We start from the raw sequence: 25,906 nt of genomic DNA, 5'->3' as shown, positions 1-25,906 counted from the left end.
GGGTGGCCGGAATTCTTCCACGGATGTACGCCACACTTGCCGGGTGGCCCCAGCAGAAGAGACCCTCCCGCCCGACGCCGACGGCGTCCCCGCCAGCCCCGAGGCTGCCGCCGCCCCCGGGGCGCGGCCCGACGCGCGCATGCCGCGCTGGCTGCCGCGCGCCATGGTGCTCGCACTCGCCCTGGTGGCCTGTTATCGACTGGCCACCTGGGCTTTCGACCAGCTGACCGGACTGCTCCTCAACATCCTGATCGCGTTCTTCCTCGCGCTCGCCGTCGAACCGGCCGTGGACCGGATGGCCGCGCGCGGCATGCGCCGGGGGGCGGCCACCGGCCTGGTCTTCCTCGGCATCCTGATCGGTGTCGCCGGGTTCTTCACCCTGCTCGGCTCGATGCTCGCCGACCAGATCATGACCATGGTCGAGGACTTCCCGAAGTACCTGGACCAGCTGGTCAGCTGGATCAACGAGACGTTCCACACCGAGCTGTCGCGGGTCGAGATCCAGGACAGCCTGCTTCACTCGGACTGGCTACAGAACTACGTCAAGAACAGCGCGGACAACGTGCTGGACGTCTCCACGCAGGTCCTCGGGGGGCTCTTCAAGGTCCTGACGGTGGTCCTCTTCGCCTTCTACTTCGCCGCCGACGGCCCCCGGCTGCGCCGCGCCCTGTGCTCGGTCCTGCCGCCGACCCGGCAGACCGAGGTGTTGCGCGCCTGGGAGATCGCGGTCGCCAAGACCGGCGGCTACATCTACTCGCGCGGCCTGATGGCGCTGATCTCCGGCATAGCGCACTACGTCCTGCTGGAGTGGCTGGGCGTGCCCTACGCCCCGGCGCTGGCCGTCTGGGTGGGGCTGATCTCGCAGTTCATCCCGACCATCGGTACCTACATGGCAGGCGCCCTGCCGATGCTGATCGCGTTCACCGTCGAGCCCTGGTACGCGCTGTGGGTGCTGATCTTCGTGGTGGTGTACCAGCAGTTCGAGAACTATCTGCTTCAGCCGCGCATCACCGCCAGGACGGTGGACATCCACCCGGCCGTCTCCTTCGGCTCGGTGATCGCGGGCACCGCGCTGCTCGGCGCGGTGGGCGCGCTGATCGCGATCCCGGCGACCGCGACGCTCCAGGCGTTCCTCGGCGCGTACATCAAGCGGTACGACGTCACGGACGACCTGCGGGTCAAGGGCCGGACGCGGCGGCAGGGCGGTATGTCGGCGCTGGCGCGGGCGCGGGACACGCTGAAGCGGCGTGGTTGACACAAAAATCGAACATCCATTCTCATGGTGGATCTCGCCTGAGTTATCCACAGGCCGAGGACGTCCGGGCCGCTTGTCAGTGGCAGGGGTTAGCGTCGTGGACGTGAAGCGATCGACTCAAGCAAACCGGGTGGAACCCATGGCAGGAACCGACCGCGAGAAGGCGCTCGACGCCGCCCTCGCACAGATTGAACGGCAATTCGGCAAAGGCGCAGTGATGCGCATGGGGGAGCGGCCGAACGAGCCGATCGAGGTGATTCCCACCGGATCGACCGCGCTCGACGTCGCCCTCGGCGTCGGCGGCCTGCCGCGCGGCCGTGTGGTGGAGGTCTTCGGGCCCGAGTCCTCCGGTAAGACCACCCTGACCCTCCACGCGGTGGCGAACGCCCAGCGGGCCGGTGGAGCGGTCGCGTTCGTGGACGCGGAGCACGCGCTCGACCCGGACTACGCGCAGAAGCTGGGCGTGGACACCGACTCCCTCATCCTGTCCCAGCCGGACAACGGCGAGCAGGCGCTTGAGATCACCGACATGCTGGTCCGCTCCGGCGCGCTCGACCTCATCGTCATCGACTCCGTCGCCGCCCTGGTGCCGCGCGCGGAGATCGAGGGCGAGATGGGCGACTCCCACGTCGGTCTCCAGGCCCGGCTGATGAGCCAGGCGCTCCGTAAGATCACCAGCGCGCTCAACCAGTCCAAAACCACCGCGATCTTCATCAACCAGCTTCGCGAGAAGATCGGCGTCATGTTCGGCTCCCCCGAGACGACGACCGGTGGCCGGGCGCTGAAGTTCTACGCCTCGGTGCGCCTGGACATCCGCCGCATCGAGACCCTGAAGGACGGCACCGATGCGGTCGGCAACCGCACCCGCGTCAAGGTCGTCAAGAACAAGGTCGCGCCGCCCTTCAAGCAGGCCGAGTTCGACATCCTCTACGGCCAGGGCATCAGCCGCGAGGGCGGCCTGATCGATATGGGCGTGGAGCACGGCTTCGTCCGCAAGTCCGGCGCCTGGTACACCTACGAGGGCGACCAGCTCGGCCAGGGCAAGGAGAACGCCCGGAACTTCCTGAAGGACAACCCCGATCTCGCCAACGAGATCGAGCGGAAAATCAAGGAAAAGCTGGGCATCGGCGTCAAGCGGGAGGAGCCGGCCGCTGAGTCCGGCGCCGAGGCGGCCGGAGCTGTCGCGCCCGCCGCCGCGCCCGCCAAGGCGGCGCCCGCTGCGGCGGCCAAGGCCGGAACGAAGGCGGCCAAGACTGCCGCGGCCAAGAGCTGACCGTGACGCGGCGGACCGACTGGCCGGACGGCCTCGGCCGTCCGGTCGGCCCGGACAGCGGCGGCCCCTCCTCGTCGAGGGCCGAGCAGGGGCCGCCGCGCAGCCCGGAGGAGCAGGCGCGGGCGATCTGTCTGCGCCTGCTCACCGGGACCCCGCGCACGCGCGGACAGCTCGCGGAGGCGCTGCGCACCCGCGGCATTCCCGACGAGGTGGCGCAGGAGGTGCTGTCCCGGTTCGAGGACGTCGGGCTGATCGACGACGCGGCGTTCGCGGACGCCTGGGTGGAGTCCCGCCACCACAGCCGGGGCCTCGCCCGCCGCGCGCTCGCCCGTGAGCTGCGCACCAAGGGCGTGGACTCGGCCCTGATCGACGAGGCCGTGGGGCAGCTCGACGCCGAGCAGGAGGAGCGCACCGCGCGTGAGCTGGTCGAGCGCAAGCTGAGGGCCACCCGCGGCCTCGAGCGGGAGAAGCGGCTGCGCCGCCTGGCTGGGATGCTCGCCCGCAAGGGCTATGCGGAGGGGGTGGCGCTGCGGGTGGTGCGGCGCGCGCTGGAGGAGGAGGGGGAGGACCCGGAGCTGCTGGAGCGGCATCTGCCCGACGCGTAGCCGGGGCGGTCGCGGTGATCCCGGGCGAGGGCCTGTCCCGGGTGCCCGCCGGTCGTGGGGAAGGGGGGTTAACCCGACGATCAAGAGGCCGGTCGGCAGGAGCGCCCCCGGCCCCGGCCCCGTGGAATGGTGCGCTTATGACAGAGCACCCCACGCGGCGGGCCATGATGCTGCGCTACGCGATACGAACCCTGCGCGCCCGCAAGGGCGGATTCATCGGCGCGCTGCTCGCGTTGGTCTGCGCCTCGGCTCTGATCACCGCCTGTGGGGTGCTGCTGGAGACGGGCCTGCGCGGCTCCATTGCCACCGAGCGCTATGCCGCGGCCCCCGTCGTCGTCTCGGCCGACCAGAACGTGCACAAGACCACCGTCAAGCACAAGAAGGGCAAGACGAAGGTCAAGCACAAGGCCAAGCCGCTGGCCGAGCATGTCTGGCTGCCGTCTGACACGGTGCGCACCGTCCAGCGCGTCCCCGGCGTGCGCCGGGCCGTCCCCGAACTCACCTTCCCCGCCTACGCGGTGACGCCCGACGACCGCGTTCTGACCGGTCCCGGCGACACCCCCTCGTACGGCCACGCCTGGAGCTCCGCGCCGCTCACCCCGTTCGCCCTCACCCGCGGCAGCGCCCCGCGCTCAGCCGGGGATGTCGTCGTCGACCGCGAACTCGCGGCCCGCGCCGGTCTCGAGCCCGGCGACCGGCTCACCGTCCAGTCCACCGCCGCCCCCCGCGCCTACCGCGTCACCGGTATCGCCGCGCCCGCCGACGGCGATCTGCGCCGGCAGACCAGCCTGTTCTTCACCGACGCCGAGGCCGGCCGGCTCGCCGCCCACCCCGGCCGGATCGCCGCCATCGGTGTGCTGGCCGAACCGGGCACGGACCCCGCCCGGTTGAAGCAGGACCTCGCCGCGGCCCTGAGCGGCACCAAGGCCCGGGTCCACACCGGCGGCGACCGCGGACCCGCCGAATTCCCCGACGCGGCGGCCGCCCGTACCCGCCTGGTCAGCATGGGCGGCGCCATGGGCGGCACCTCGCTGCTGGTCGCGGTCCTGGTCGTGGTCGGCACCTTCGCCCTCTCCATCCAGCAGCGCCACCGTGAGATCGCCCTGCTCCGCGCCATCGCCGCCACCCCGGGCCAGATCCGCAGCCTCCTCGGCCGGGAGGCCCTCGTCGTCGGCTTGCTGGCGGGCGTCCTGGGCTCGCTCGCCGGACTGCCGCTCGCCCACTGGCTGTACGGCCGGTTCGTGGCGACCGGCGCCGTCCCCGCCACCCTGCACCTCGCGGTCGGACTCTTCCCGATGGCCGCGGCCGTGGGCACCACGCTGCTCGGCGCCTGGGCCGCGGCCCGCATCTCCGCCCGCCGGATCGTCCGCATCCGGCCCGCCGAGGCCCTCTCCGAGGCCGCGGTCGAGCGCCCCCGCCCGGCCCTGGGGCGGGTGCTGGCCGGGCTGGCGCTGCTGGCCGGCGGCGTGGTCCTGGTCGTACTCCTCGGCCATCTGCACACCGAGCCCGCCTCGACGCCCGTCACCTACCTCGCCGTCGTCGTCCTCGCGGGGGCCGTCGCGCTGCTCGGCCCGCTGATCGTCCGCATGGCGGTGGCCATCCTGGCGCTGCCGCTGCGCATGGCCCGGCCCTGGGGCCGGCTGGCCGCCGCCAACCTGCGCGGAAACGCCACCCGGATGGCCACCGCCGTCACCCCGCTCGTGCTGCTGATCGGCATGGCCGCCACGGTCCTCTTCCTTCACCCCACGCTCGACGACGCCGCCCGCCGCCAGGCCAGGGACGGCAACCGCGCCGACTGGACGCTCGCCTCCCAGGGGCCGGGCGTGCCCGGGGCGGCGGCCACCGCGGTCCGCAGGACGCCCGGCGTCACGGCCGCGACCGAGGTGGTGCGGACCACCGTGCGCGTCGGCCTCGACAAGTACCCGGCCCAGGGCGTCACCCCCGAGGGGCTGACCCGGACCTGGGACCCGGACGTGACCCGCGGCTCCCTGGCCCGCTTCGGCGACGGCACGGTGGCCGTCAGCGAGGTCGCGGCCGACGGCCTGGGCCTGGCTCCCGGCGACACGCTGAAGCTCACGCTCGGGGACGGCACCCGCGCCACCCTCACGGTCGTCGCCGTCTACGCCCGCGGACTGGGCTTCGGCGATCTGACCATGCCCCATGACCTGGTGGCGCGGCATGTCGACAATCCGCTGGCCTCGTCGGTGCTCGTGGCCGCGGACCACGCCACGCGGGCCGGCCTGGCGAAGGCCGTGCGGGACTTCCCGGGGGTACGGGTCCTGACCCCGGACCGGGTCGAGGAGCTGCGGGCCGCGACCGCGCGGACGAACGCGGAGGTCGACTACATCGCGATGGGCCTCATCGTGGCCTTCACCGCCATCGCCGTCGTCAACACCCTGGCCATGTCCACCGCCGAGCGCGGCCGGGAGTTCGCGATGCTCAGGCTGGCCGGGGCCACCCGGCGCCAGGTGCTGCGGATGCTGCGGATCGAGACGGCGGGCCTGCTGCTGATCGCTGCCGTCCTGGGGACCGGCACGGCGCTGGCCGTCCTGACCGCGTTCAGCGTCGGCATGACGGGCGGCGCGGCGCCCACCGTCGTCCCGCTCGCCTACGGGCTCGTACTGGGCCTCGCGGCCCTGCTGGCCTTCGCGGCGACGGTGCTGCCCGGGCGGCTGGCGCTGACGGCCCGCCCGGTGGATCTGGCCTCGGCCAAGGAATGAGCGGGCGGTCGACGGGCCTGGAGCGCAGGTTTCACGGGTTTCGCAGGTTTCACGGGTGAGGGCTCACCGGCAGGCCCGCCGCGCGCCACGCCTGGAAGCCGCCCACCAGATCCGTGGCGCGGGACAGCCCGAGCTGCCGCAGCGAGACCGCCGCGAGGCTGGACGCGTACCCCTCGTTGCACACGACCACGATCCGCAGATCGTGGTCCGTGGCCTCGGGCAGCCGGTGGTCGCACAGCGGGTCGAGCCGCCATTCCAGTTCGTTCCGCTCGACGATCAGCGCGCCCGGGATGGTCCCGTCGCGCTCCCGCAGGGCGGCGTACCGTATGTCCACCAGCAGCCCGCCCTCGGCCTGTGCCGCCGCGGCCTCCGCGGGCCCGAGGCGGTCCAGGTCCGTACGGGCCTCGGCCAGCAGTTCGTCGATGCTCCGCTTCTCGCTCATCGGATCACTCCCACTCACCCGGCAGCTCGACCTGTTCCAGCCGCAGCACCGGTCCGGTGCGGCTGTAGCGGCGCATCAGCGGCAGCGGCGGGTAGTAGGCGTGTACCGAGACCGCGTGCCGCTCCGTGGAGGTGTTGAGCACCTCGTGGACGTGGTGCGGTCCGAAGGCCCGCCCCTGTCCGGCGGGAAGCGACCGCTCACGGTCGACGTCGTCGGCCAGCTCGAGGGTCTTCCAGCCCTCGGTGGGCAGGCGCGCGGCGAGCGACTGCTCGCGCAGCTCACCGGCCGCCGTGACGAACGCGCCGTGCGAGCCGCCGTGGTCGTGCCAGCCGGTGCCGGTGCCGGGAGGCCAGCCGATCAGCCACGCCTCGCTGCCGCCCGGCCCCTCGAGCCGCAGCCAGGTGCGGCCCTCCGGGTCGAGGGGGAGGGAGTCGACGAGCGCGGTGTCGGCGGCGGTACGGCGGGCGAACTCGAGGAGCTCGGCCGGGCCGGGCGAGCCGCCGGCGGGGGACCCGGCGGGTGCCGAGGGCCGGGCGGGGGAGGATGTGCTTACGTCGGGCACTGAGACCGTCCTGAATGATCGCGAAAGGGGCGCGGCCCTGGCCGCGCGGGAAAAAGCCGATCAACAGGAGGGGCGACAGACGCAGCCCGCGTAGCGGACGAGGTCCACATGGACTCTCCGCCAGAAGCGCGGCAGCTGAGTGTCGGTCACGAGGCGTACTCAACCACGGGGCGGAAAGCAAGGTCAACTACTGCTGTCCACTCCGCGGACGCCCCCTGCCACGCCCCGGCGCGCACCCTGCCGCGCGCCGCCCTACCGGTGCGCCGTCGTTCCCGCCTCCGCCTCCGCCGACGCCTCCTCGGCGCCGCCGCCCCGCGCGGCCCTCCCGCCCAGCGCCGCGTCCGCGCACGCGTACAGCTCGGCCGGGCGTACCCCGGACAGCGCCGCGACCAGGTGCCCGTCGGGCCGCACCAGCAGCACGGTGTGGGCCGGGGCACCCGGGTACTCCTCGGCGACCAGCAGCTCGGCCCGCATCGGCAGCGCCGCGACGGCCGCCGCAAGCCGGGGCATCAGCCCCGCGCGCAGCCAGTGGCGGCGGTCCCACACACCCGTGCCGGGGGCGACGAGGACGACCAGCAGCTCCCGCCCCAGCCGCGCCCACAGCCGGGTGAGCGATCCGTCCGACGCGGTCACCGGCACATTGGCGGCGAGGGCGCCGATCTCGGTGTCGACCGTGATCGACCCCTCGGGGGCCGCCGCGGGCGTGAGCGGCGAGCGGCGGTGGACCGGTGGCTCGCCCAGGGGACCGCGCCCCAGATGGCCGTCGGTGAGCAGCTCGTCGTGGGCACGCACCGCGCCCGGTAGCACGGAGCGCCGCATCGCGTGCCAGCCGCCGGAGGCACGCACCAGCGGCAGCGCCTGGTCCGCGGCGCGCAGCCGGGCGCTCACGGCGCCGCGCCGCTCGGCCTGATAGCTGTCGAGCAGCGCGTCCGACGCCCCGTGATGCCAGGCGAGGGCCAGCTTCCAGGAGAGGTTGCCGACGTCGCGCAGCCCCTCGTCGAGCCCCTGGGTGCCGAGCGCGCCGAGCAGATGGGCGGCGTCCCCGGCGAGGAAGGCCCGGCCGGCGCGCCAGCGGAGCGCGAGCCGGTGGTGCACGGTGTGCACGCCGGTGTCCAGCAGCTCGTAGGGGAGCGCGGGGTCGCCGGACCACCCCGTGAGGGTGTCGCGCACCCGCGCGACCAGCGCGTCCGGCGTGACCAGGTCACGGCCCGGCGGCAGCAGCCAGTCCAGCCGCCAGACGCCGCGCGGCAGCGGGCGGGCGGTCACCTCCGCGTCGAGGGTGCGCCACGGCGGGGAGCGGTGCAGCACGGCCTCACCGGGCCAGGGGAGTTCGGCGCGCAGCGCGGCGACCGCGTGCCGCTCCACCGCGGTGCGCCCCGGGAAGCGCACACCCAGGAGCTTGCGGACGGTGGACCGGGGCCCGTCGCAGCCGATCACATAACTGCCCCGCCACCAGGTGCTCTGGGCGCCCCGTGTGCGGATGCTGACGCCCCGGGGATCCTGTTCCAGGGTGTCCAGGCGGGTACCGGGAACGATCCGGACCAGGTCCTCGCCGGGGACGGTGGCCAGCGCGGCGCGCAGGGCGCCGGTGAGCTCGTGCTGGGGCAGGTGCAGCGGCGAGGGCAGCGCCTCCTCTGCCTCGTCGCCGTCCGTCCCGGCGCCGACGTCATGGTGATAGCCGGAACCGCCGGGGACGCGACCGTCCGCCTGGCCGGGCAGGAACGGCCGACCGGGCACCAGGGACACCTGCCGGACCAGCTGCCGCCGCCGCAGGGTGCGCCAGCCGGTCCACGGCTCGGCCGAGTGGGCTGCCCGGCAGCCCAGCCGCTCCAGCAGGGCGGCGGTGTCGGGGCGCAGCACGGCCGTGCGGGCAGGGCGGCGCTCGTCGACCCCCTGGCTCTCGTCGAGCAGGATGACGGGCACCTCGGCGTGCGCGAGCGCGAGGGTCAGGGCGAGGCCGACCGGGCCCGCCCCGGCGACGATCACCGGGTCCACGGCGCGGTTCCCGTGACCCTGCGGGATGTACGTGAGTTGAGGAAACTGGCAGTTGAAACCCGGTGCGCGATCACACAAAGTATGCAACCCACTGCGGGTCCCCGCGTCAAGCGACGGGGGCGGTGGCGCGTACGCCACCGCCCCCGTCGGACCGGGTATACGGTCAGTTCTTCTTCGACGTGTCGACCGGTCCGGCGACCTCGGCCTGGTCGACGACGTCCAGCGCGTCTCCCGCCGCCACCGGCTGCTCGGCCGGAGCGACCGCGATGCCGCTCTTGGCGCGCCGGCCGCGCCGCTCGATCCAGTTGGCCAGGGCGGACAGCGCCAGACACAGGGCCACGTAGATCGCACCGCCGACGATGATCACCTGAACGTAGGGGCTCTCGTCGTTGACGACAGTCACCTCGGCGATGTGCTGCACCTTGTACAGCAGTTCCTGGTACGTGATGACGTAGCCGAGCGAGGTGTCCTTCAGGGTGACCACCAGCTGGCTGATGATGGTCGGCAGCATCGCGCGGACACCCTGCGGGATCAGGATGGTCACCATGACCTGGGTCTTGCGCATACCCAGGGCGTAGGCGGCCTCACTCTGCCCCTTGGGCACCGAGTTGATGCCCGCCCGCAACACCTCGGCCTGCACCGAGCCGTTGTAGACGGTCAGGCCGACCACCAGGGCCCAGAACTCCGTCCCGTCACCGGTGAATCCCAGATCGTTCTTGTAGGTGAGGAAGAGCACCCACAGGGCGTAGATGGTGATCAGCAGCGGGACGGCCCGGAACAGCTCGATGAATCCGGTCGTGAACACTCGGACCCACTTGTGGTCCGAGAGCCGGCCGACGGCCAGTACCACGCCGAGCGCCAGCGACAGCACCGCGGCCACGGCGAACACCTGGAGGGTGGTCAGCAGGCCGTCGATGATGTCGTTCTGGACACCCGTGTAGTTGAAGATGTCCCACATCTCCGGCGCGAACTGACCCTTGTTGTTCAGTCGCACGACGACGAAGACGATCAGGCCGATCACGGCGAGAGCGCCGATGACCGAGTACACGCGGTTGCGGATACGGGCCTTGGGACCGGGGGCGTCGTACAGGACGCTTGCGCTCATCGGGCCACCTCCATGCGGCGCTCCAGCAGCCGGAAGAGCCCGCTGATGGAGAAGGTGATGACCAGGTAGGCGAGCGCGATCCACAGGAAGATCCAGCCGATCGCGTACCCCTTGTCACTCAGCAGCTTCGAGACGCTGAACAGCTCGGAGACGCTGAAGGCGCCCGCGATGGCGGAGTTCTTGGTCAGAGCGATGAATATGCTGCTCAGTGGCGGGATCACAGTCCGGGTGGCCTGCGGAAGGACGATCAGCCGCAAGGTCTGGAAGAAGGTCATCCCCAGGCTCCGGGCAGCCTCGGCCTGCCCGATCGGCACGGTGCCGATGCCGGAGCGCACAGCCTCGCAGATGAACGTCGAGGTGTAGCAGCCCAGCGCCCCCACGGCGAGCTTGTAGGGGCTCGTCCCGGGGAAGAGGATCTGGGGCATCACGAAGAACGTGATCAGGAACAGCAGGGTCAGCGGGGTGTTCCGCAGCAGCGTGACCCAGGCGGTGCCGAAGGCACGCAGCGGCGGTATGGGGGACACCCTGAAGCCGGCCATGATGATGCCGAGGATGAGGGCGAGCGCCGCGCTGGCCGCGGTCAGCGACAGGGTGCCGAGGAACCCGTCGCGGAACTCAGGGAAGTAATCGAAGAGTAGGTTCATCTGTTCTCCGCGCTAGCGGTCAGGGCAGCACGACGGATCGCACCGGCTTCAGGGCGTACGGGGAGAACCGGCTCAGTAGCGCGGCAGGGGCGTCTTCGGGGCGACGTAGGCGGAGCCGGACTTGCCGAGCGTGCCCTCGTACGCCTTCTTGTAGTCGCCGTTCCCGATGTGCTTCTCGAGCGCGTCGGAGATCGCGTCGCGCAGCACCTTGTCGTCCTTGTTCATGCCGACGCCGTAGGGCTCCTCGGTGAACGGCTTGCCGACGACCTTGAGCTTGCTCGGGCGCTGGGCCGCGTAGCCCTTGAGGATCGCGTCATCGGTGGTGACCGCGTCCACCTGGCCGTCCAGCAGCTGCTTGACGCACAGCGAGTACTTGCCGAGCTCGGTGGTCTTGGCGCCGTACTTCGGCTTCTTGATCTCCTGGAGCGGAGTGGAGCCGACGATGGAACAGACCTTCTTGCCCTTGACGGCGTCCGGACCGGTGATGTCCTTGTCGTCCTTGCGCACCAGCAGGTCCGCGCCGGCCACGTAGTACGGGCCCGCGAAGCCGACCTGCTTCTTGCGCTCGTCGTTGATCGTGTAGGTGCCGACGTAGTAGTCGACCTGGCCCTTGGAGATGGAGGTCTCGCGGACGTTGGAGTCGACCGTCTTGAACTCGATCTGGTCCTCGGAGAAGCCCAGGTCGGCGGCGACCATCTTGGCGATCTCGATGTCGAAGCCGGAGCGCTTGCCGGTGGTGTCCTCGAAGCCGAGGTAGGGCTGGTCGGCCTTGGCGCCGATGATGAGCTTGCCGCGCTTCTGGGCCGCCTTGAGGGTCGGCGAGTCCAGCTTCACGTCCTTGGCGACGGTGTAGTCGCCGCTGACGACCTCGCCGCCCTTGGGCTTGTCGCCGGCCGTGCCTTCCTTGCCACCGCAGGCAGCGGTCGCCGCCAGAGCCAGAACCACCGAAGCCGCTGCGGCCGTCTTACGAATTCTCATCGTGCATCCCTCAGGTTTTGTTGTGCGTGCGTGCAGAAGGTGAGCCGTGCGGGGCTCAGTGGTGAAGCCAGGTGCGGGGGACCCGGGTGTGGGCCTCAGTGGTGCCTCAGTGGTGAAGGATCTTCGACAGGAAGTCCTTGGCCCGGTCGCTGCGGGGGTTGTTGAAGAACTCCTCGGGCTCGGCCTCTTCGACGATCCGGCCGTCGGCCATGAAGACCACCCGGTTCGCGGCGGAGCGCGCGAAGCCCATCTCGTGGGTGACGACGACCATCGTCATACCGTCCCGGGCGAGCTGCTGCATGACGTCCAGCACCTCGTTGATCATCTCCGGGTCGAGCGCGGAGGTCGGCTCGTCGAACAGGATCGCCTTGGGGTCCATGGCCAGCGCTCGGGCGATGGCCACGCGCTGCTGCTGACCACCGGACATCTGCGCGGGGTACTTGTCCGCCTGCTTGCCCACGCCCACTCGGTCGAGCAGCGTGCGGGCCTTCTCCTCGGCGGTCTTCTTGTCTATCTTGCGCACCTTCTGCTGGCCCAGCATCACGTTTTCGAGCACCGTCTTGTGCGCGAAAAGGTTGAACGACTGGAAGACCATGCCGACGTCGGCGCGCAGCCGGGCGAGCTCCTTGCCCTCTTGAGGCAGTGGCTTGCCGTCGATCGTGATGGTGCCGGAGTCGATTGTCTCCAGGCGGTTGATGGTGCGGCAGAGGGTCGACTTGCCGGACCCGGAAGGGCCGATCACAACGACCACTTCGCCCCGTGCGATGTTCAGGTTGATGTCCTGGAGCACATGCAGCGCGCCGAAGTGCTTGTTGACTCCTGACAGCGCAACCAACGCGTCCGCAACGGGAGTTGCGTCCTTGGTCACCGGTACTTCGCTCATTCGGCGTTTCGCTCCGTCCTCCTCGGTTGGGAGGACCTTAGGGGGCCGCCGAGACCAGCGTCATTACATCTGAGCGGAAATTGAGGATAACGATCCGGCAGCGGAGCGGCACTCTGTGTGAACGCGGTCCGAGGCTGTCGTACCGGCTACATAACGGAAACCTAAGTGTGACTAGATGCGTCTTGACGAGCACGCGCCTGCTGGGCGTGGATGCCCTGTGGCCATGTTGGCGAAACGCATGCGCCACTCTGTGGAAAGGTGGTGGAAGGCTCGGTGAGGCTGCTGCTCGTCGAGGACGACAACCATGTCGCCGCGGCTCTCTCCGCGGTGCTCGCGAGGCACGGTTTCGAAGTTACGCACGCCAGAAGCGGTGAGGAGGCGCTCAGAGCGCTGCTGCCCGACTCGGGGCCGCCGTTCGGCGTCGTGCTGCTCGACCTCGGGCTGCCGGACCAGGACGGCTTCCAGGTGTGCGGCAAAATCCGCAAGCGGACCACCACTCCCGTGATCATGGTGACCGCGCGGGCGGATGTAAGATCCCGCATCCATGGTCTCCACCTCGGTGCCGACGACTATGTGGTCAAACCCTACGACACCATGGAGCTGCTCGCCCGGATCCACGCTGTGAGTCGGCGCACGCTTCCGGCCGACCCCGCCCCGGCCTCCGAGGAGGGCACCGAGAGCCGCAACGCACCCCTGCGGATCGGCCCCGTCACCCTCGATCTGGCCACCCGGCAGGTCGCGGTGGAGGGTACGACCATCTCGCTCACCCGTAAGGAGTTCGACTTGCTGGCGCTGCTCGCCCAGCGCCCCGGCGTCGTCTTCCGGCGGGAGCAGATCATCAGCGAGGTCTGGCGGACCAGTTGGGAGGGGACCGGGCGCACCCTGGAGGTGCACGTCGCCTCGCTCCGCTCCAAGCTGCGCATGCCCGCGCTGATCGAGACGGTTCGCGGCGTCGGGTACCGCCTGGTGTCACCGGCGAGCTGAGGACCCGAGAGACTTCTCCCCGTGCGCACCCGACTTCTCCCGCTCCTCATCGTCCTCATGGCCGGCGTGCTGCTCGCGCTCGGCTTTCCGCTCGCGGGCAGCGTGGCCGCCCGCGAGCAGCAGCGCGTGGTCGTCGACCGGATCGATGACACCGCGCGGTTCGCCGCGCTCGCGCAGTTCGTCACGGCCGGGCCGGCCGCGGCCGCCAGCGCGGAGGACGACGAACGGCTCAGCACCCTGAAGGCCGAACTCCGGCGCTATCACGCCCTGTACGGCATCCGGGCCGGCGTCTTCTACCGGAGCGGCAAGCCCATGGCCCAGGCGCCCGACGGCTGGCGGCTCCCCAAGGCCGGGGACGGCGCCGAGGCGTTCGAGGAGGCCCTCCAGGGCCGTCGCAGCCATGACCCGGACCAGGTCTGGCCCTGGCAGCGGGGCCGGCTCACCGTCGCCTCCCCCGTGGTGCGCGACGGCGACGTGGTGGCCGTCGTGGTCACCGACTCGCCCACCGGGCAGATGCGGTCGCGCACCCTGCACGGGTGGCTGGTGATCGTCGTGGGGGAGGCCGCCGCGATGCTCCTGGCGGTCGGGGCGGCCTTCCGGCTCACCGGCTGGGTGCTGAGGCCCGTACGGATCCTCGACACCGCCACCCACGACATCGCCACCGGGCGTATGCAGTCGCGCGTCGCGGCCGCCTCCGGGCCGCCCGAGCTGCGCCGCCTGGCCCGCTCCTTCAACGAGATGGCCGACAACGTCGAGGAAGTCCTCGAACAGCAGCGTGCGTTCGTCGCTGACGCCTCCCACCAGCTGCGCAACCCGCTGTCCGCGCTGCTGCTGCGCATCGAGCTGCTGGCCCTGGACCTGCCCGACGGCCACGAGGAGATCGCCTCGGTGCGCACCGAGGGCAAGCGCCTCGCCCAGGTCCTGGACGACCTCCTGGACCTGGCCCTGGCCGAGCACTCCACCACCGACCTGAAGCTCACTGACATCGCCGAGCTCGCCGCCGACCGGGTCGACGCCTGGCTCCCGCTCGCCGAGCGGGAAGGCGTCCGCCTCTCCTACGAGGGCCCCTCGGCCGTGGCCGGCTGGGCCGACCCGGTGGCGCTGTCCAGCGCGCTGGACGCCGTCGTGGACAACGCGCTGAAGTTCACCCCGGCGGGCGCGGACGTGCGGGTCTCCGCTCAGCCGGACGGGGACACGGTCGCCATAGTCGTCGCCGACGGCGGCCCCGGCCTCACCGAGGACGAGCTCGCGCGCATCGGCGACCGCTTCTGGCGCAGCGGCCGCCATCAGAACATCAACGGCTCAGGCCTCGGGCTGTCGATCTCCCGGGCGCTGCTCGCCGCGGGTGGCGCCTCCATCGAGTACGCCCCCAACGAGCCGTGCGGGCTGCGCGTGACCATCACCGTGCCGCGCACCGGGCCGCACTAGGCCGGCCCTGGTACGGCGTCGCGGTAGGGGGTCGCAGTAGGGGCGGGCCGGGTGTGGGCGGTGGGCCCTACGGCTTGACCGAGCGGTAGTAGCGCGCCGCGCCCTCGTGGAGTTCCAGCGGGTCGGTGAAGATCGCGGTGCGCAGGTCCACCTTCTGCGCCGCGTGCACCTTGGAGCCGATGCGGTCCCGGTTCTCTATCACGGTCCGGGTGACGGCCTCCGCGAGCGCGGGGTCCACCCGGTCCGTGGTGACCAGGAGGTTCGGCACCGCGATGGTCTTGATGGCGTCCTTCTGGCGCATGTCCGCGTACGCGTCGGCGGGCACGGCCGCCGCCCGGTAGTAGCGGGTCACGCCGCCCTGGCTGTGCAGCGGGCCGATGAGGTCGCCGAGCTGGACCAGCCGGATCGGGAAGTCCTCGGCCAGGGTGCGCACGGCGGTCGTGGGCAGTCCGCCGGACCAGAAGAAGGCATCCAGCTTGCCCTCCTTCAGGAGGGCGGGCATCCGGTCGATGCCCTCGCGCACGGCCGTGACGTTCTTGTCCATGTCGAGCCCGGCGGCCTTGAGCAGCGACCTGGCGATCAGCTGTACACCCGAGTCGTCCTCGCCGACGCCGACCCGCAGGTTCTTGAGGTCCCGGGTGGACCGCACCCGGGAGCCCCTGGGCACCACCAGTTGCATGTAGTCGTCGTACAGCCGCGCGCAGGCGCGCAGCCGCTCGGCGCCCTTGCCGCCCTGTTTGCGGTAGGCCTCCACCGCGTCGGTGGCGGCGATGGCGAACGTGGCCCGGCCCTCGGCGAGCCGCCGGACGTTGTCCGGGGACCCCTTGCTGCGCTGGAGCGTCACGTCCAGGCCGGGGAGGTCCCGGGCGAGGTCGCGGCGCAGCATCTTGCCGTAGGTCTCGTAGACCCCGGTGGGCACTCCGGTCGCGAAGGTCACCGGGCCGTGGGGCGACTCGTCGTCCCCGATCGGCAGCAGCCACCACAGGAGCAGAGCGAGCGCGACGGCTCCGGCGGCGGCGGACTGAAGCGCGCGGCGCCGACCGAGGCGCGGAAGACGGACGGCCATGCGCAGGATCATGACAGTCCCTCCGGCCCTGTGGGGAGGCGGGGGCCGTCGGTGGCCGTATGCGGCCTCAAACGCGGCCTTCCCGATTCGGCACGGTGGCCTGATCGCCGCCCCTTACCCTGGATGGGTGAGCAGCAGCGAGGTAGCCGGTTTGAAGACCTACGAGGTGCGCACCTACGGGTGCCAGATGAACGTCCACGACTCCGAGCGGCTTTCCGGCCTCTTGGAGGAGGCCGGCTATGTCCGCGCGCCCGAGGGCGAGGGCGACGAGGCCTTCGCCGACGTCGTCGTGTTCAACACCTGCGCGGTGCGGGAGAACGCCGACAACAGGCTGTACGGCAACCTCGGCCGGCTGGCGCCCATCAAGGCCGGGCGGCCGGGCATGCAGATCGCCGTCGGCGGGTGCCTGGCCCAGAAGGACCGCGACACCATCGTCAAGAAGGCTCCCTGGGTCGACGTGGTCTTCGGCACGCACAACATCGGCAGCCTGCCGGTGCTGCTGGAGCGCGCCCGGATCCAGGAAGAGGCCCAGGTCGAGATCGCCGAGTCCCTGGAGGCCTTCCCCTCCACCCTTCCGACGCGGCGCGAGTCGGCGTACGCGGCGTGGGTCTCGATCTCCGTCGGCTGCAACAACACCTGCACGTTCTGCATCGTCCCGGCGCTGCGCGGCAAGGAGAAGGACCGCCGTCCGGGCGACATCCTCGCCGAGGTGGAGGCGCTGGTCGCCGAGGGCGTCAGCGAGATCACCCTGCTGGGCCAGAACGTGAACGCGTACGGGTCCGACATCGGCGACCGCGAGGCGTTCAGCAAGCTGCTGCGCGCCTGCGGGAAGGTGGCGGGCCTGGAGCGGGTCCGCTTCACCTCGCCGCACCCGCGCGACTTCACGGACGACGTCATCGCCGCCATGGCCGAGACGGACAACGTGATGCCCCAGCTGCACATGCCGCTCCAGTCCGGCTCGGACACCGTGCTGAAGGCGATGCGCCGCTCCTACCGGCAGGAGCGCTACCTCGGGATCATCGAGAAGGTGCGCGCCGCCATGCCGGACGCCGCGATCTCGACCGACATCATCGTCGGCTTCCCCGGCGAGACCGACGCCGACTTCGAGCAGACCCTGCACGTCGTGCGCGAGGCGCGCTTCGCCCAGGCGTTCACCTTCCAGTACTCCAAGCGGCCCGGCACGCCGGCCGCCGAGATGGACGGGCAGGTGCCGAAGGCCGTCGTCCAGGAGCGCTACGAGCGGCTGGTCGCCCTCCAGGAGGAGATCTCCTGGGAGGAGAACAAGAAGCAGATCGGCCGGACCGTGGAGGTGCTGGTCGCGGAGGGCGAGGGCCGTAAGGACGGCGCCACCCGGCGGCTGTCCGGCCGCGCCCCCGACAACCGCCTCGTCCACTTCGCGCGGCCCGAGGAGAGCGTCCGTCCGGGGGATGTCGTCACCGTGGACATCACCTACGCGGCACCGCACCACCTGCTCGCCGAGGGCCCGGCCAAGGGCGTGCGGCGCACCCGTGCGGGCGACGCGTGGGAGCGGCGCAACGCGGCCGAGGAGAAGAAGCCCGCGGGCGTGATGCTGGGCCTGCCGACGGTCGGCGCCCCGCCGCCGGTCCCCGCGCCCGCCGCGGGCTGCGGCTGCGACTGAGCGGGACGGCGACGTCTTCCTGATGGTGCCGGAGGCCGCGACGGGCAACGGCTGCCGGCGGTTCCGGGTGGCCGGGCTGCTGTGGGACTCGGCGCCCCGGCCCGAGCTCCCCGGATAGGCTGGCGATCATGCTGATCGCCGCCGCTGTCTGCCCCTGTCCACCGCTGCTGGTGCCCGAGGTCGCCGCCGGGGCGGCCGGTGAGCTGGACGCGCTGCGCGCGGCGTGCCTGGACGCGGTCGGGGTGCTGGCCGCGGCGCGGCCGGAGCGGCTGATCGTCGTGGGGCCCGCGGAGCGCGACGGGCGCGGCCCGCACCCGCAGGGCACGCCCGGGTCGTTCGGCGGCTTCGGGGTGGACCTGGACGTACGGCTCGGCGGCTGGGGCGAGGCCGGAGCCGGAGCCGGGGCCGAGGCCTCCGAGCGGACGCTGCCGCCCTCGCTGGCCGTGGCCGCGTGGCTGCTGGAGCGCGCGCGGTGGCAGGCCGCGCCGGTCGAGGGGCTGGGCGTGGGGGAACCTCTGGCGGCCGAGCGGTGTAGAGAAGTCGGAAGGGAACTGGCGGCACAGGCCGAGCGGGTCGCGCTGCTGGTGATGGGCGACGGCAGCGCGTGCCGGACGCTGAAGGCTCCGGGCTATCTCGACGACCGGGCGGCCGCCTTCGACGCGGAGGTGGCGCGGGCGCTGGGCGCGGCGGACATCGCCGCGCTCGCCGCGCTGGACGAGGAGCTGGCGGCCGAGCTGAAGGCGGCGGGCCGGGCGCCGCTGCAGGTGCTCGCGGGCGCGGGCGAGGGGGCCGCGCTGAAGGGGGAGTTGCGGTATGAGGGAGCGCCGTACGGCGTGGGGTATTTCGTCGCGATGTGGTCGTAGCGGCCCTCGCGGGAGCAGGTACGAGAGCGGGCATGGGCGCGGCCGCGGAGCGGGCGCTCCGCGGCCGTTCGCCGGAGGGGCTCAGGCGCTGGGCCGCTCGTCGCCCTTGGCCTTGCCCCCGCCCTCTTGCCCGTGGGAGAAGCGGCCGAGGGCGCCCTTGGCCTTGTCCGCACTGTTCTCGAGCTTGTCGCGGTACTTGCCCTTGGTCTTGGTGTCGACCGTCTTGACGGCCTTGTCCAAGCCGCGCTCGATCTTCTCCTCGTGCTGCCGTGTGAAGCCGGCGGCCTTGTCCTTCACGACTCCGGCCTTGGCCTTGAGGTTGTCCAGCACGCTCATGGGCCACCTTCCCTCGGTCAATGACTATCTGCGGGCACTCTCGTCGGTCTCGCTGTCCGCGGCGCCGAGCGATTCCTGCACGGCCTCCTGCCCGCCTTCCCGCGTGGGCTCCTGTTCAGTCTCCCGCACGGGCTCGCGCGCGGCATCGGCCTCCTGCTTGGACTGCTGCTTCGGAATACCGATGGCCTCGCCCGCCGGGGCAGCCGCCCCGGCGGGCTCCGGCCCCGCCTCGTCAGCGGCGCCGGCCGTCACTCCGTCCACCGAGGTGTGGGCCTCGGCCTGCTCGGTTGACGCCTCGGGCGATCGGCTCGCCTCCTTGGGACCTCGGCGAAACCAATCAAAAACACCCATAACTATCTCCATACCCTACTCGTGCGGGCGATATCGCGTGCCGCTCAGGCAACGACCCCGGAGGTGTCCCGTCACGTAGCTCGTTCGAGTAGGCGGTCCAGGGTTTGCGAGACTGGTCCGGTGAATACCCCAGGCCCCCCACCCAGCGTCATCGCCGTCGTCGGTCCCACCGCGGCCGGAAAGTCCGACCTGGGCGTCGCCCTCGCCCGCCACCTCGGCGGCGAGGTGGTCAACGCCGACTCCATGCAGCTCTACCGGGGCATGGACATCGGCACCGCCAAGCTGACCGAGGAGGAGCGGCAAGGGGTGCCGCACCGGCTGCTGGACATCTGGGACGTCACCCGGACCGCCAGCGTCGCCGAGTACCAGCGGCTGGCCCGCGCCGAGATCGACCGGCTGCTCTCGGAGGGCCGCACCCCCGTCCTGGTCGGCGGCTCGGGGCTCTACATCCGCGGTGCGATCGACGCCCTCGAGTTCCCCGGCACGGACCCCGCCGCCCGGGCCCGGCTCGAGGCCGAACTGGCGGAGCTCGGCTCCGGTGCGCTGCACGCCCGGCTCGCCGCCGCCGACCCCGAGGCGGCTCGCGCGATCCTGCCCAGCAACGGCCGGCGGGTGGTGCGGGCGCTCGAGGTGATCGAGATCACCGGCCGCCCCTTCACCGCGAATCTGCCGGGCCACGAGGCCGTCTACGACACCCTTCAGATCGGCGTCGACGTCGAGCGCCCCGAGCTGGACGAGCGGATCGCGGTGCGCGTGGACCGGATGTGGGAGGCCGGGCTCGTGGACGAGGTGCGCCGTTTGGAGGGCGCCGGGCTGCGCGACGGCCGCACCGCGTCCCGCGCCCTGGGCTATCAGCAGGTGCTCTCCGCGCTGGCCGGGGAGTACGGCGAGGACCAGGCCCGGGCCGAGACGGTGCGGGCCACCAAACGGTTCGCGCGACGCCAGGACTCCTGGTTCCGGCGCGACCCGCGCGTCCACTGGCTCAGCGGCGCGGTCGCCCGCCGCGGGGAGCTTTTGCACGACGCGCTGGCGTTGGTGGACCGGGCGGTCACAGCCTGATCACGTGATGGCATCGGGACGCTCCGTGTGCCATACCGGCCCGTGCGGGCATGCCATCATCGAGCTCCGATCGTGCTGTTGTTCAGGAGTTGGGAGGGCGGGTGGCGATGGAGGCCGGCCCTCGCGACGTATCGCAGCAGTCGCCCCACGGCGACCCGGGTCCGCTCACCTCCGACGGCCCTGACCTCGCCTCCGACGGTCCGGACCTCACTTCCGACGGTCCTGGCGGCGACGCGGTCTCGGCCGAGCCCGGCGCCCCGGCCATCGACGACGGCACCGAGGGGCTCCCCGCCCCCGGTGAGTCCTTCAGCGAGCTGCGTCCGCCGCGCCGGTTCCGGATCTGGCAGATCGCGCCGATCGTCGGCCTCGCGATCCTGGGCTCGCTGATGTTCGCCTTCCCGCTCGCCTTCGAGTTCGGCGACGGCGGGGCGGTGGTCGCCATGCTCGGGCTGCTGCTGAGCTGCTGCGCCGCCGGATGGGGCCTGATGGCCGCCCGTCGCGTGGGCTACACCTGGCCGGGGCTGCCGCCCCGGGGCTCCGGGCGCCGCCCCGACTGGCGGTTCATCCTGCTGTACGTGGCGGTGGTGGCGGTGCTGGCCACCCTCACCATCTGGCGCGTGGCCCGCCTGCGCTGATCCCCGCCGGTGGCGCCTCCGCCGGTCACCGCCGGTGGCGCCCCGCTCGTGGTCACCGCTGGTGGCGAGCCCTCTCGGAGCGCTCGTTCCGGGCGCCCCGTAGGATCGAGGGATGAACGACGCGCCCCGGCCGACCTTCCTCAAGGGCCACGGCACCGAGAACGACTTCGTCATCGTCCCCGACCCGGACGGCCGGCTCGAGCTGTCCCCGGCCGCCGTCGTCCGCATCTGCGACCGCCGGGCCGGCATCGGCGGTGACGGGCTGATCCGCGTCGTACGGTCCTCGGCGCACCCCGAGGCGCGGGCCATGGCCGACGAGGCCGAGTGGTTCATGGACTACCGCAACAGCGACGGCAGCGTCGCCGAGATGTGCGGCAACGGAGTCCGCGTCTTCGCCCGCTATCTGGAGCGGGCCGGGCTCGTCGAGCCCGGCGATCTCGCGGTCGCCACCCGCGCCGGAGTGCGCCGCGTCCATATCGCCAAGGACGGCCCCGGCGGCGCCGAAGGCCCCGGCGGGGCGATCACCGTCCGGATGGGCAAGGCCCTGCTGCCCGAGCCCGGCCCCGACGGCCCGATCACGGTCACCGTCGGCGAGCACAGCTGGCCCGCCCGCCACGTGGACATGGGCAACCCGCACGCGGTCGCGTTCGTCGACGACCTCGGCCAGGCGGGGCGCCTGCTCGACGCCCCCGGGGTGACCCCCGGCTCCGCGTATCCGCACGGCACCAACGTCGAGTTCGTGGTCGACCGCGGCCCGCGCCATGTGGCGATGCGGGTGCATGAGCGCGGCTCCGGCGAGACCCGCTCCTGCGGCACCGGCGCCTGCGCCGTGATGGTGGCCGCCGCCCGCAGGGACGGAGCGGACCCCGCGGCCGAGGGCCACCCCGTCACCTACACCGTGGACGTCCCCGGCGGACGCCTGGTGATCAGCGAACTCCCGGACGGTACGGTGGAGATGACCGGCCCGGCCGTGATCGTCGCCGAGGGCGAGATCGACCCCGCGTGGCTGGACACGGCCGTCGCCTGACAGTTCACCCCAATGGGTGATCCATTTCACTCTGGGCGAGAGCCGGTCGGCCGTGCGTGATGGGCTCGGTAGCATCAAGCACCGGCCCAGGGGGAGTGCCCACGCCGGTTGACGCTCGACGCCGCCGGAGGTGCCCATGAGCGCAGAGGCCACCGACCACGCCGCTCTCGGCCGCAGGCGCGGCCTCCCGCGCATCGACCTGCGCAATCTCCGCAGGTTCAGCAGGGCCGCGCTGTTGGGCTCGCCCGCCCGCGGCCGCCTGCCCGACGCGATCGAGCATGTGGCCAAGGTGCACCGGGCCCACCACCCCGGAGCCGATCTCGACGTACTGCGCCAGGCGTATGTGCTCGCCGAGTCCTCGCACCGCGGCCAGATGCGCAAGAGCGGCGAGCCGTACATCACCCATCCGCTCGCGGTCACCCTCATCCTCGCCGAACTGGGCGCCGAGACCACGACCTTGACGGCGTCACTCCTCCACGACACGGTCGAGGACACCGATGTGACGCTCGATCAGGTGGGCGATCAGTTCGGCGAGGAGGTCCGCTATCTCGTCGACGGCGTCACCAAGTTGGAGAAGGTCGACTACGGCGCGGCGGCCGAGCCCGAGACGTTCCGCAAGATGCTGGTCGCCACCGGCAACGACGTGCGCGTGATGTCCATCAAGCTCGCCGACCGCCTGCACAACATGCGCACCCTCGGTGTGATGCGCCCCGAGAAACAGGCCCGCATCGCCAAGGTCACCCGCGATGTGCTGATTCCGCTCGCCGAGCGGCTGGGCGTACAGGCGCTCAAGACCGAGCTGGAGGACCTGGTCTTCGCCATCCTCCACCCCGCGGAGTACGCCCGCACCCGCGAGCTCCTCCTGGAGCACGCGGGCCGCCCGGACCCGCTCGCCCGCGCCGCCGAGGACGTACGTGCCGTGCTGCACGAGGCGGGCATCGCCGCCGAAGTCCTCGTCCGCCCCCGGCACTTCGTATCCGTCTACCGGGTGGGCCTCAAGCGCGGCGAGCTGACCGGCTCCGACCTCGGCCGGCTGCTCGTCCTCGTCTCGGAGGACGCGGACTGCTACGCGGTCCTCGGCGAGCTGCACACCTGCTTCACCCCGGTCATCTCGGAGTTCAAGGACTTCATCGCGGTCCCCAAGTTCAACCTGTACCAGTCGCTGCACACGGCGGTGGCCGGGCGCGACGGCGAGGTCGCCGAAGTCCTCATCCGCACCCACCAGATGCACCAGGTCGCCGAGGCCGGGGTGATCGCCCTCGGCAATCCCTACGCGCCGAACGCGCCGGCGGAGGCCGCCGACTCGCCCGACGGCGAGCGCGCCGACCCCACCCGCCCCGGCTGGCTGTCGCGGCTGCTGGCCTGGCAGAGCGCCACCCCCGACCCCGACACGTTCTGGTCCTCGCTGCGCGCCGAGCTCGCCCAGGACCGGGAGATCACCGTCTTCCGGGCCGACGGCGGCACGCTGGGCCTGCCCGCGGGGGCCAGCTGTGTGGACGCCGCGTACGCCCAGTACGGCGAGGCCGCCCACGACTGCATCGGCGCCAGGGTCAACGGCCGTATCGCGACGCTGAGCACCGTGCTGCGCGACGGCGACATGCTTCAGCTGCTCATGGCGCGCGACACCCGGGACGCCGCCTCCTCGGGGCCCTCGCCCGAGTGGCTCGACCACGCCCGTACGCCAGCCGCGCGCATTGCCATCAGCCGCTGGCTCGCGGCCAACCCGGAGCGGCAGCAGCCCCAGCCGGCCACCGGCCCGGGCCCCGCACCGGCCGAGGACCCGGCCGGGGCCGCCGGGGGCGGCGCGTCCGGTGGCGGCGCGTCCGGTGGGGCCGCGGTGCGGGAGGCGGTCGCCACCGGCATCGCCGCGGACCTGCCCGGCGCGGCCGTGCGACTGGCCGGCTGCTGCACCCCCGTGCCGCCGGACGCGGTCATCGGCTTCGCGGTGCGCGGCGGGGCCGTCACCGTGCACCGCGAGCAGTGCCCCGCGGTGGCCCGTATGACGGCGGCCGGGCGGAGCACGGTCGGGGTGCGCTGGCTGGAGGGGGAGGAGGGCGACGGGGGCGACTACCGCGTGACCCTCCTGGCCGAGGCGTTCAGCAGACCCCGCCTGCTGGCCGACCTCACCGAGGCCATCGCCGCCGAGGGCGCAGCCGTGGTCTCGGCCGCCGTCGAGCCGCCCCGCGAGCAGCGCGTCCGCCATACGTACACGCTCCAGCTGCCCGACCCCGGGCGGCTGCCGACGCTGATGCGCGCCATGCGCGATGTGCCCGGGGTCTACGACGTGACGCGGGCGGGCCGGCGGATGGCGGCGGCGCGGTCCTGAACGGGCCGGAGCCACGGCCCGAACCCCCATTCGGGTGGAGTTGGGCCGCGCCGCCCGGCGCGGTCGTCCGGGCGTTGATAGCCGTAGATCATGCTGTCTTCCCCGAGGGGACGCCCCTCGCCGGCCCGGCGCGCACGACGTCGCAGGACCGCCGCCGCGGCCGCCGCGCTGACCGCCGCCCTCGTCGCGATCTGCCCGTCCTCGGCCGCGGGGCCGGTGTCCTCGGCGCCCGCGCCGCCCCCGGTCCCCCGGGGCATCGGCGACCGGCTCTTCCCGTATCTCGGCAACCCCGGCTACGACGTCGCGTCATACGACATCGCGCTGCGCTACCACGGCAACGACCGGCCGCTTGACGCCATCACCACCCTCACGGCCCGCGCCACCGCGCCGCTGCCCACCTTCAACCTCGACTTCGCCCACGGCGATGTGCGCTCGGTGCGGGTCGACGGCAGGCCCGCCCTGTTCACCGGCGCCGGGGAGGACCTCGTCATCACCCCGGGCCGGCCCGTCCACCGCGGCGCCCGGTTCCGGGTCACCGTCAGGCACACCAGCGACCCGGGCGGCAGCGGCGGCGGCTGGGTCCGCACCCACGACGGCCTGGCGATGGCCAACCAGGCCGACGCCGCGCACCGCGTCTTCCCCTGCAACGACCACCCCTCCGACAAGGCGCGCTTCACCTTCCGCGTCACCGCCCCCAAGCGCCTCACGGTCGTCGCGAACGGGCTGCCGCTCGGGCGCACCCAGAAGGGCGACGACATCACCTGGCGGTACGGCCTCGCCCACCCCATGGCCACCGAGCTGGCGCAGATCTCCATCGGCCGTTCGGCCGTTCTGCACCGCACCGGCCCCGGCGGGATGCCGGTGCGCGACGTCGTGCCCGCGGTGGACCGCGAGCGCCTGGCCAAGTGGCTCGCGCGCACACCGGCACAGCTGGAGTGGATGGAGAGGAAAGTCGGCCCCTACCCCTTCGAGACGTACGGGTTGCTCATCGCCAGGGCCACGACCGGCTTCGAGCTGGAGACCCAGACCCTCTCCCTCTTCGAGAGCGGCCTGTTCACCACCTCCGGACTGCCCTCCTGGTACATCGAGTCGATCATGGTGCACGAGCTGGCGCACCAGTGGTTCGGCGACAGCGTCAGCCCGCGCCGCTGGTCCGACCTGTGGCTCAACGAGGGCCATGCCACCTGGTACGAGGCGCTGTACGGGGACGAGCGCGGAAAGCTGCCGCTCGAGAAGCGGATGCGCCTCGCCTACCGGCAGTCCGACGCCTGGCGCGCCTCCGGCGGCCCGCCCGCCGCCCCCCTGCCGTCCGACGAAGACCACCAGATCGGTATCTTCCGCCCGGTCGTCTACGACGGCAGCGCCCTGGTCCTGTACGCGCTGCGGCAGCGGATCGGGCGAGCGGCGTTCGAGCGGCTGGAGCGGCGCTGGACGCACCGGTACCGCGACGGGGTGGCCTCGACCGCGGACTTCATCCGGCTGGCGTCGGAGGTGGCGGGCCGCGACCTGTCCGGCTTCCTGTGGCCCTGGCTGTACGGGAGGACGACGCCGAAGATGCCCGGGCACCCCGACTGGAAGTCCGACGCCGCGGCCCAGGGGGAAACCATGGCGAAAGCCGGCGGAAACCCGGGTGACGGCCCGGCCGCCGCGTGCGACCATCGACGGGTCGGCGCAGCGGCCGGCGGCCGGGAATCCTCCGGGTCCGCCACGCGTTGTCGACGGTGACAGCA

The 25,906-nt window shown here is 72.3% G+C and carries 23 protein-coding genes and 1 pseudogene; 13 read left to right on the top strand and 11 right to left on the bottom strand.

Going from position 1 to position 25,906, the window contains the following annotated elements; translation table 11 throughout:
* Positions 1-43: 43 nt before the first annotated feature.
* The 4 genes and pseudogenes from ABTY62_RS27680 (at position 44) to ABTY62_RS27665 (ending at position 5,853) form a co-directional block, all read left to right on the top strand.
* Entirely contained in the window at positions 44-1,255 is a 1,212-nt protein-coding gene (locus ABTY62_RS27680) for an AI-2E family transporter (RefSeq protein ID WP_352132109.1), read from the top strand.
* A gap of 139 nt (positions 1,256-1,394) precedes the next feature.
* Positions 1,395-2,528 (top strand): recombinase RecA, encoded by a 1,134-nt coding sequence (gene recA / locus ABTY62_RS27675; protein WP_352132108.1) that lies wholly within the window; start codon positions 1,395-1,397, stop codon positions 2,526-2,528.
* Positions 2,435-3,133, top strand: a pseudogene (recX, locus tag ABTY62_RS27670) (recombination regulator RecX); the annotation flags it as partial. The gene recA and the pseudogene recX, both read left to right, overlap by 94 nt.
* A gap of 164 nt (positions 3,134-3,297) precedes the next feature.
* A complete protein-coding gene (locus ABTY62_RS27665; protein WP_352132132.1) occupies positions 3,298-5,853 on the top strand; it encodes an FtsX-like permease family protein in 2,556 nt (851 codons plus the stop codon).
* 49 nt (positions 5,854-5,902) lie between these two features.
* Here ABTY62_RS27665 and ABTY62_RS27660 read toward each other — a convergent pair whose 3' ends face one another.
* From ABTY62_RS27660 to ABTY62_RS27625, 8 genes are all read right to left on the bottom strand, one after another.
* The gene (locus ABTY62_RS27660; protein ID WP_352132107.1) at positions 5,903-6,295 is read right to left on the bottom strand and encodes a rhodanese-like domain-containing protein; all 393 of its coding nucleotides are present in this window, start codon (positions 6,293-6,295) and stop codon (positions 5,903-5,905) included.
* Between the two features lie 4 nt (positions 6,296-6,299).
* Positions 6,300-6,857: a cupin domain-containing protein gene (locus ABTY62_RS27655; RefSeq protein WP_352132106.1), complete on the bottom strand. Its 558-nt coding sequence runs from the start codon at positions 6,855-6,857 to the stop codon at positions 6,300-6,302.
* A 60-nt stretch (positions 6,858-6,917) separates the two neighbouring features.
* Positions 6,918-7,007, bottom strand: a complete 90-nt coding sequence (locus tag ABTY62_RS27650) for a putative leader peptide (RefSeq protein WP_352132105.1) — start codon at positions 7,005-7,007, stop codon at positions 6,918-6,920.
* 102 nt (positions 7,008-7,109) lie between these two features.
* Positions 7,110-8,852, bottom strand: a complete 1,743-nt coding sequence (locus ABTY62_RS27645) for an FAD-dependent monooxygenase (protein WP_352132104.1) — start codon at positions 8,850-8,852, stop codon at positions 7,110-7,112.
* Positions 8,853-9,015: 163 nt separating this feature from the next.
* Entirely contained in the window at positions 9,016-9,957 is a 942-nt protein-coding gene (locus ABTY62_RS27640; protein WP_352132103.1) for an amino acid ABC transporter permease, read from the bottom strand.
* Positions 9,954-10,601, bottom strand: a complete 648-nt coding sequence (locus ABTY62_RS27635; RefSeq protein ID WP_352132102.1) for an amino acid ABC transporter permease — start codon at positions 10,599-10,601, stop codon at positions 9,954-9,956. Before ABTY62_RS27635 ends, ABTY62_RS27640 begins: the two co-directional genes overlap by 4 nt.
* Before the next feature lie 72 nt (positions 10,602-10,673).
* Entirely contained in the window at positions 10,674-11,579 is a 906-nt protein-coding gene (locus ABTY62_RS27630; RefSeq protein ID WP_311723817.1) for a glutamate ABC transporter substrate-binding protein, read from the bottom strand.
* A 106-nt stretch (positions 11,580-11,685) separates the two neighbouring features.
* The gene (locus ABTY62_RS27625) at positions 11,686-12,462 is read right to left on the bottom strand and encodes an amino acid ABC transporter ATP-binding protein (RefSeq protein WP_352132101.1); all 777 of its coding nucleotides are present in this window, start codon (positions 12,460-12,462) and stop codon (positions 11,686-11,688) included.
* Between the two features lie 273 nt (positions 12,463-12,735).
* On the opposite strand from ABTY62_RS27625, the gene ABTY62_RS27620 reads away from it, so the two are divergent.
* Complete coding sequence (locus ABTY62_RS27620; protein ID WP_311723815.1) at positions 12,736-13,446, top strand: response regulator transcription factor; 711 nt, start codon at positions 12,736-12,738, stop codon at positions 13,444-13,446.
* Between the two features lie 21 nt (positions 13,447-13,467).
* Positions 13,468-14,874, top strand: a complete 1,407-nt coding sequence (locus ABTY62_RS27615; RefSeq protein WP_352132100.1) for a sensor histidine kinase — start codon at positions 13,468-13,470, stop codon at positions 14,872-14,874.
* Between the two features lie 67 nt (positions 14,875-14,941).
* On the opposite strand, the gene ABTY62_RS27610 is transcribed toward ABTY62_RS27615, so the two are convergent.
* Entirely contained in the window at positions 14,942-15,940 is a 999-nt protein-coding gene (locus ABTY62_RS27610; RefSeq protein WP_352132099.1) for a TAXI family TRAP transporter solute-binding subunit, read from the bottom strand.
* Positions 15,941-16,067: 127 nt separating this feature from the next.
* On the opposite strand from ABTY62_RS27610, the gene miaB reads away from it, so the two are divergent.
* Together miaB and ABTY62_RS27600 are read left to right on the top strand one after the other, a co-directional pair.
* Positions 16,068-17,579: a tRNA (N6-isopentenyl adenosine(37)-C2)-methylthiotransferase MiaB gene (gene miaB, locus ABTY62_RS27605; protein WP_352132098.1), complete on the top strand. Its 1,512-nt coding sequence runs from the start codon at positions 16,068-16,070 to the stop codon at positions 17,577-17,579.
* Between the two features lie 128 nt (positions 17,580-17,707).
* Positions 17,708-18,442 carry a class III extradiol dioxygenase subunit B-like domain-containing protein gene (locus tag ABTY62_RS27600; protein ID WP_352132097.1) on the top strand — a complete coding sequence of 245 codons (735 nt, stop codon included), beginning with the start codon at positions 17,708-17,710 and terminating at the stop codon, positions 18,440-18,442.
* A gap of 81 nt (positions 18,443-18,523) precedes the next feature.
* Here ABTY62_RS27600 and ABTY62_RS27595 read toward each other — a convergent pair whose 3' ends face one another.
* Both ABTY62_RS27595 and ABTY62_RS27590 read right to left on the bottom strand, forming a co-directional pair.
* Positions 18,524-18,778, bottom strand: a complete 255-nt coding sequence (locus ABTY62_RS27595; protein ID WP_352132096.1) for an antitoxin — start codon at positions 18,776-18,778, stop codon at positions 18,524-18,526.
* Between the two features lie 24 nt (positions 18,779-18,802).
* Complete coding sequence (locus ABTY62_RS27590) at positions 18,803-19,129, bottom strand: hypothetical protein (RefSeq protein WP_352132095.1); 327 nt, start codon at positions 19,127-19,129, stop codon at positions 18,803-18,805.
* 120 nt (positions 19,130-19,249) lie between these two features.
* On the opposite strand from ABTY62_RS27590, the gene miaA reads away from it, so the two are divergent.
* The 5 genes from miaA to ABTY62_RS27565 all read left to right on the top strand — a co-directional run bounded on the left by miaA (position 19,250) and on the right by ABTY62_RS27565 (position 25,901).
* On the top strand, positions 19,250-20,188 hold the full coding sequence (gene miaA, locus ABTY62_RS27585) for a tRNA (adenosine(37)-N6)-dimethylallyltransferase MiaA (RefSeq protein WP_352132094.1): 939 nt from the start codon (positions 19,250-19,252) through the stop codon (positions 20,186-20,188).
* A 107-nt stretch (positions 20,189-20,295) separates the two neighbouring features.
* The gene (locus tag ABTY62_RS27580) at positions 20,296-20,823 is read left to right on the top strand and encodes a hypothetical protein (protein WP_311723807.1); all 528 of its coding nucleotides are present in this window, start codon (positions 20,296-20,298) and stop codon (positions 20,821-20,823) included.
* 112 nt (positions 20,824-20,935) lie between these two features.
* A complete protein-coding gene (gene dapF / locus ABTY62_RS27575; RefSeq protein WP_352132093.1) occupies positions 20,936-21,850 on the top strand; it encodes a diaminopimelate epimerase in 915 nt (304 codons plus the stop codon).
* 136 nt (positions 21,851-21,986) lie between these two features.
* Positions 21,987-24,176 carry a RelA/SpoT family protein gene (locus ABTY62_RS27570; RefSeq protein WP_352132092.1) on the top strand — a complete coding sequence of 730 codons (2,190 nt, stop codon included), beginning with the start codon at positions 21,987-21,989 and terminating at the stop codon, positions 24,174-24,176.
* A gap of 90 nt (positions 24,177-24,266) precedes the next feature.
* Positions 24,267-25,901 carry a M1 family metallopeptidase gene (locus ABTY62_RS27565; protein WP_352132091.1) on the top strand — a complete coding sequence of 545 codons (1,635 nt, stop codon included), beginning with the start codon at positions 24,267-24,269 and terminating at the stop codon, positions 25,899-25,901.
* Positions 25,902-25,906: the final 5 nt, after the last annotated feature.

It is taken from the genome of Streptomyces sp. NPDC097640, from assembly GCF_040302705.1.
In the GTDB taxonomy this organism is placed as follows: domain Bacteria; phylum Actinomycetota; class Actinomycetes; order Streptomycetales; family Streptomycetaceae; genus Streptomyces.
Note: the sequence above shows the minus strand (reverse complement) of the source record. Positions and strands in the feature narration are given on the sequence as shown.

Coding starts and splice junctions, on each gene's coding strand:
- recA (WP_352132108.1), top strand. CDS start 1,395: ATGGCAGGAACCGACCGCGAGAAGGCGCTCGACGCCGCCCTCGCACAG.
- ABTY62_RS27665 (WP_352132132.1), top strand. CDS start 3,298: ATGATGCTGCGCTACGCGATACGAACCCTGCGCGCCCGCAAGGGCGGA.
- ABTY62_RS27660 (WP_352132107.1), bottom strand. CDS start 6,295: ATGAGCGAGAAGCGGAGCATCGACGAACTGCTGGCCGAGGCCCGTACG.
- ABTY62_RS27640 (WP_352132103.1), bottom strand. CDS start 9,957: ATGAGCGCAAGCGTCCTGTACGACGCCCCCGGTCCCAAGGCCCGTATC.
- ABTY62_RS27635 (WP_352132102.1), bottom strand. CDS start 10,601: ATGAACCTACTCTTCGATTACTTCCCTGAGTTCCGCGACGGGTTCCTC.
- ABTY62_RS27630 (WP_311723817.1), bottom strand. CDS start 11,579: ATGAGAATTCGTAAGACGGCCGCAGCGGCTTCGGTGGTTCTGGCTCTG.
- ABTY62_RS27625 (WP_352132101.1), bottom strand. CDS start 12,462: ATGAGCGAAGTACCGGTGACCAAGGACGCAACTCCCGTTGCGGACGCG.
- ABTY62_RS27610 (WP_352132099.1), bottom strand. CDS start 15,940: ATGGCCGTCCGTCTTCCGCGCCTCGGTCGGCGCCGCGCGCTTCAGTCC.
- ABTY62_RS27600 (WP_352132097.1), top strand. CDS start 17,708: ATGCTGATCGCCGCCGCTGTCTGCCCCTGTCCACCGCTGCTGGTGCCC.
- ABTY62_RS27595 (WP_352132096.1), bottom strand. CDS start 18,778: ATGAGCGTGCTGGACAACCTCAAGGCCAAGGCCGGAGTCGTGAAGGAC.
- ABTY62_RS27590 (WP_352132095.1), bottom strand. CDS start 19,129: ATGGGTGTTTTTGATTGGTTTCGCCGAGGTCCCAAGGAGGCGAGCCGA.
- ABTY62_RS27580 (WP_311723807.1), top strand. CDS start 20,296: ATGGAGGCCGGCCCTCGCGACGTATCGCAGCAGTCGCCCCACGGCGAC.
- dapF (WP_352132093.1), top strand. CDS start 20,936: ATGAACGACGCGCCCCGGCCGACCTTCCTCAAGGGCCACGGCACCGAG.
- ABTY62_RS27570 (WP_352132092.1), top strand. CDS start 21,987: ATGAGCGCAGAGGCCACCGACCACGCCGCTCTCGGCCGCAGGCGCGGC.
- ABTY62_RS27565 (WP_352132091.1), top strand. CDS start 24,267: ATGCTGTCTTCCCCGAGGGGACGCCCCTCGCCGGCCCGGCGCGCACGA.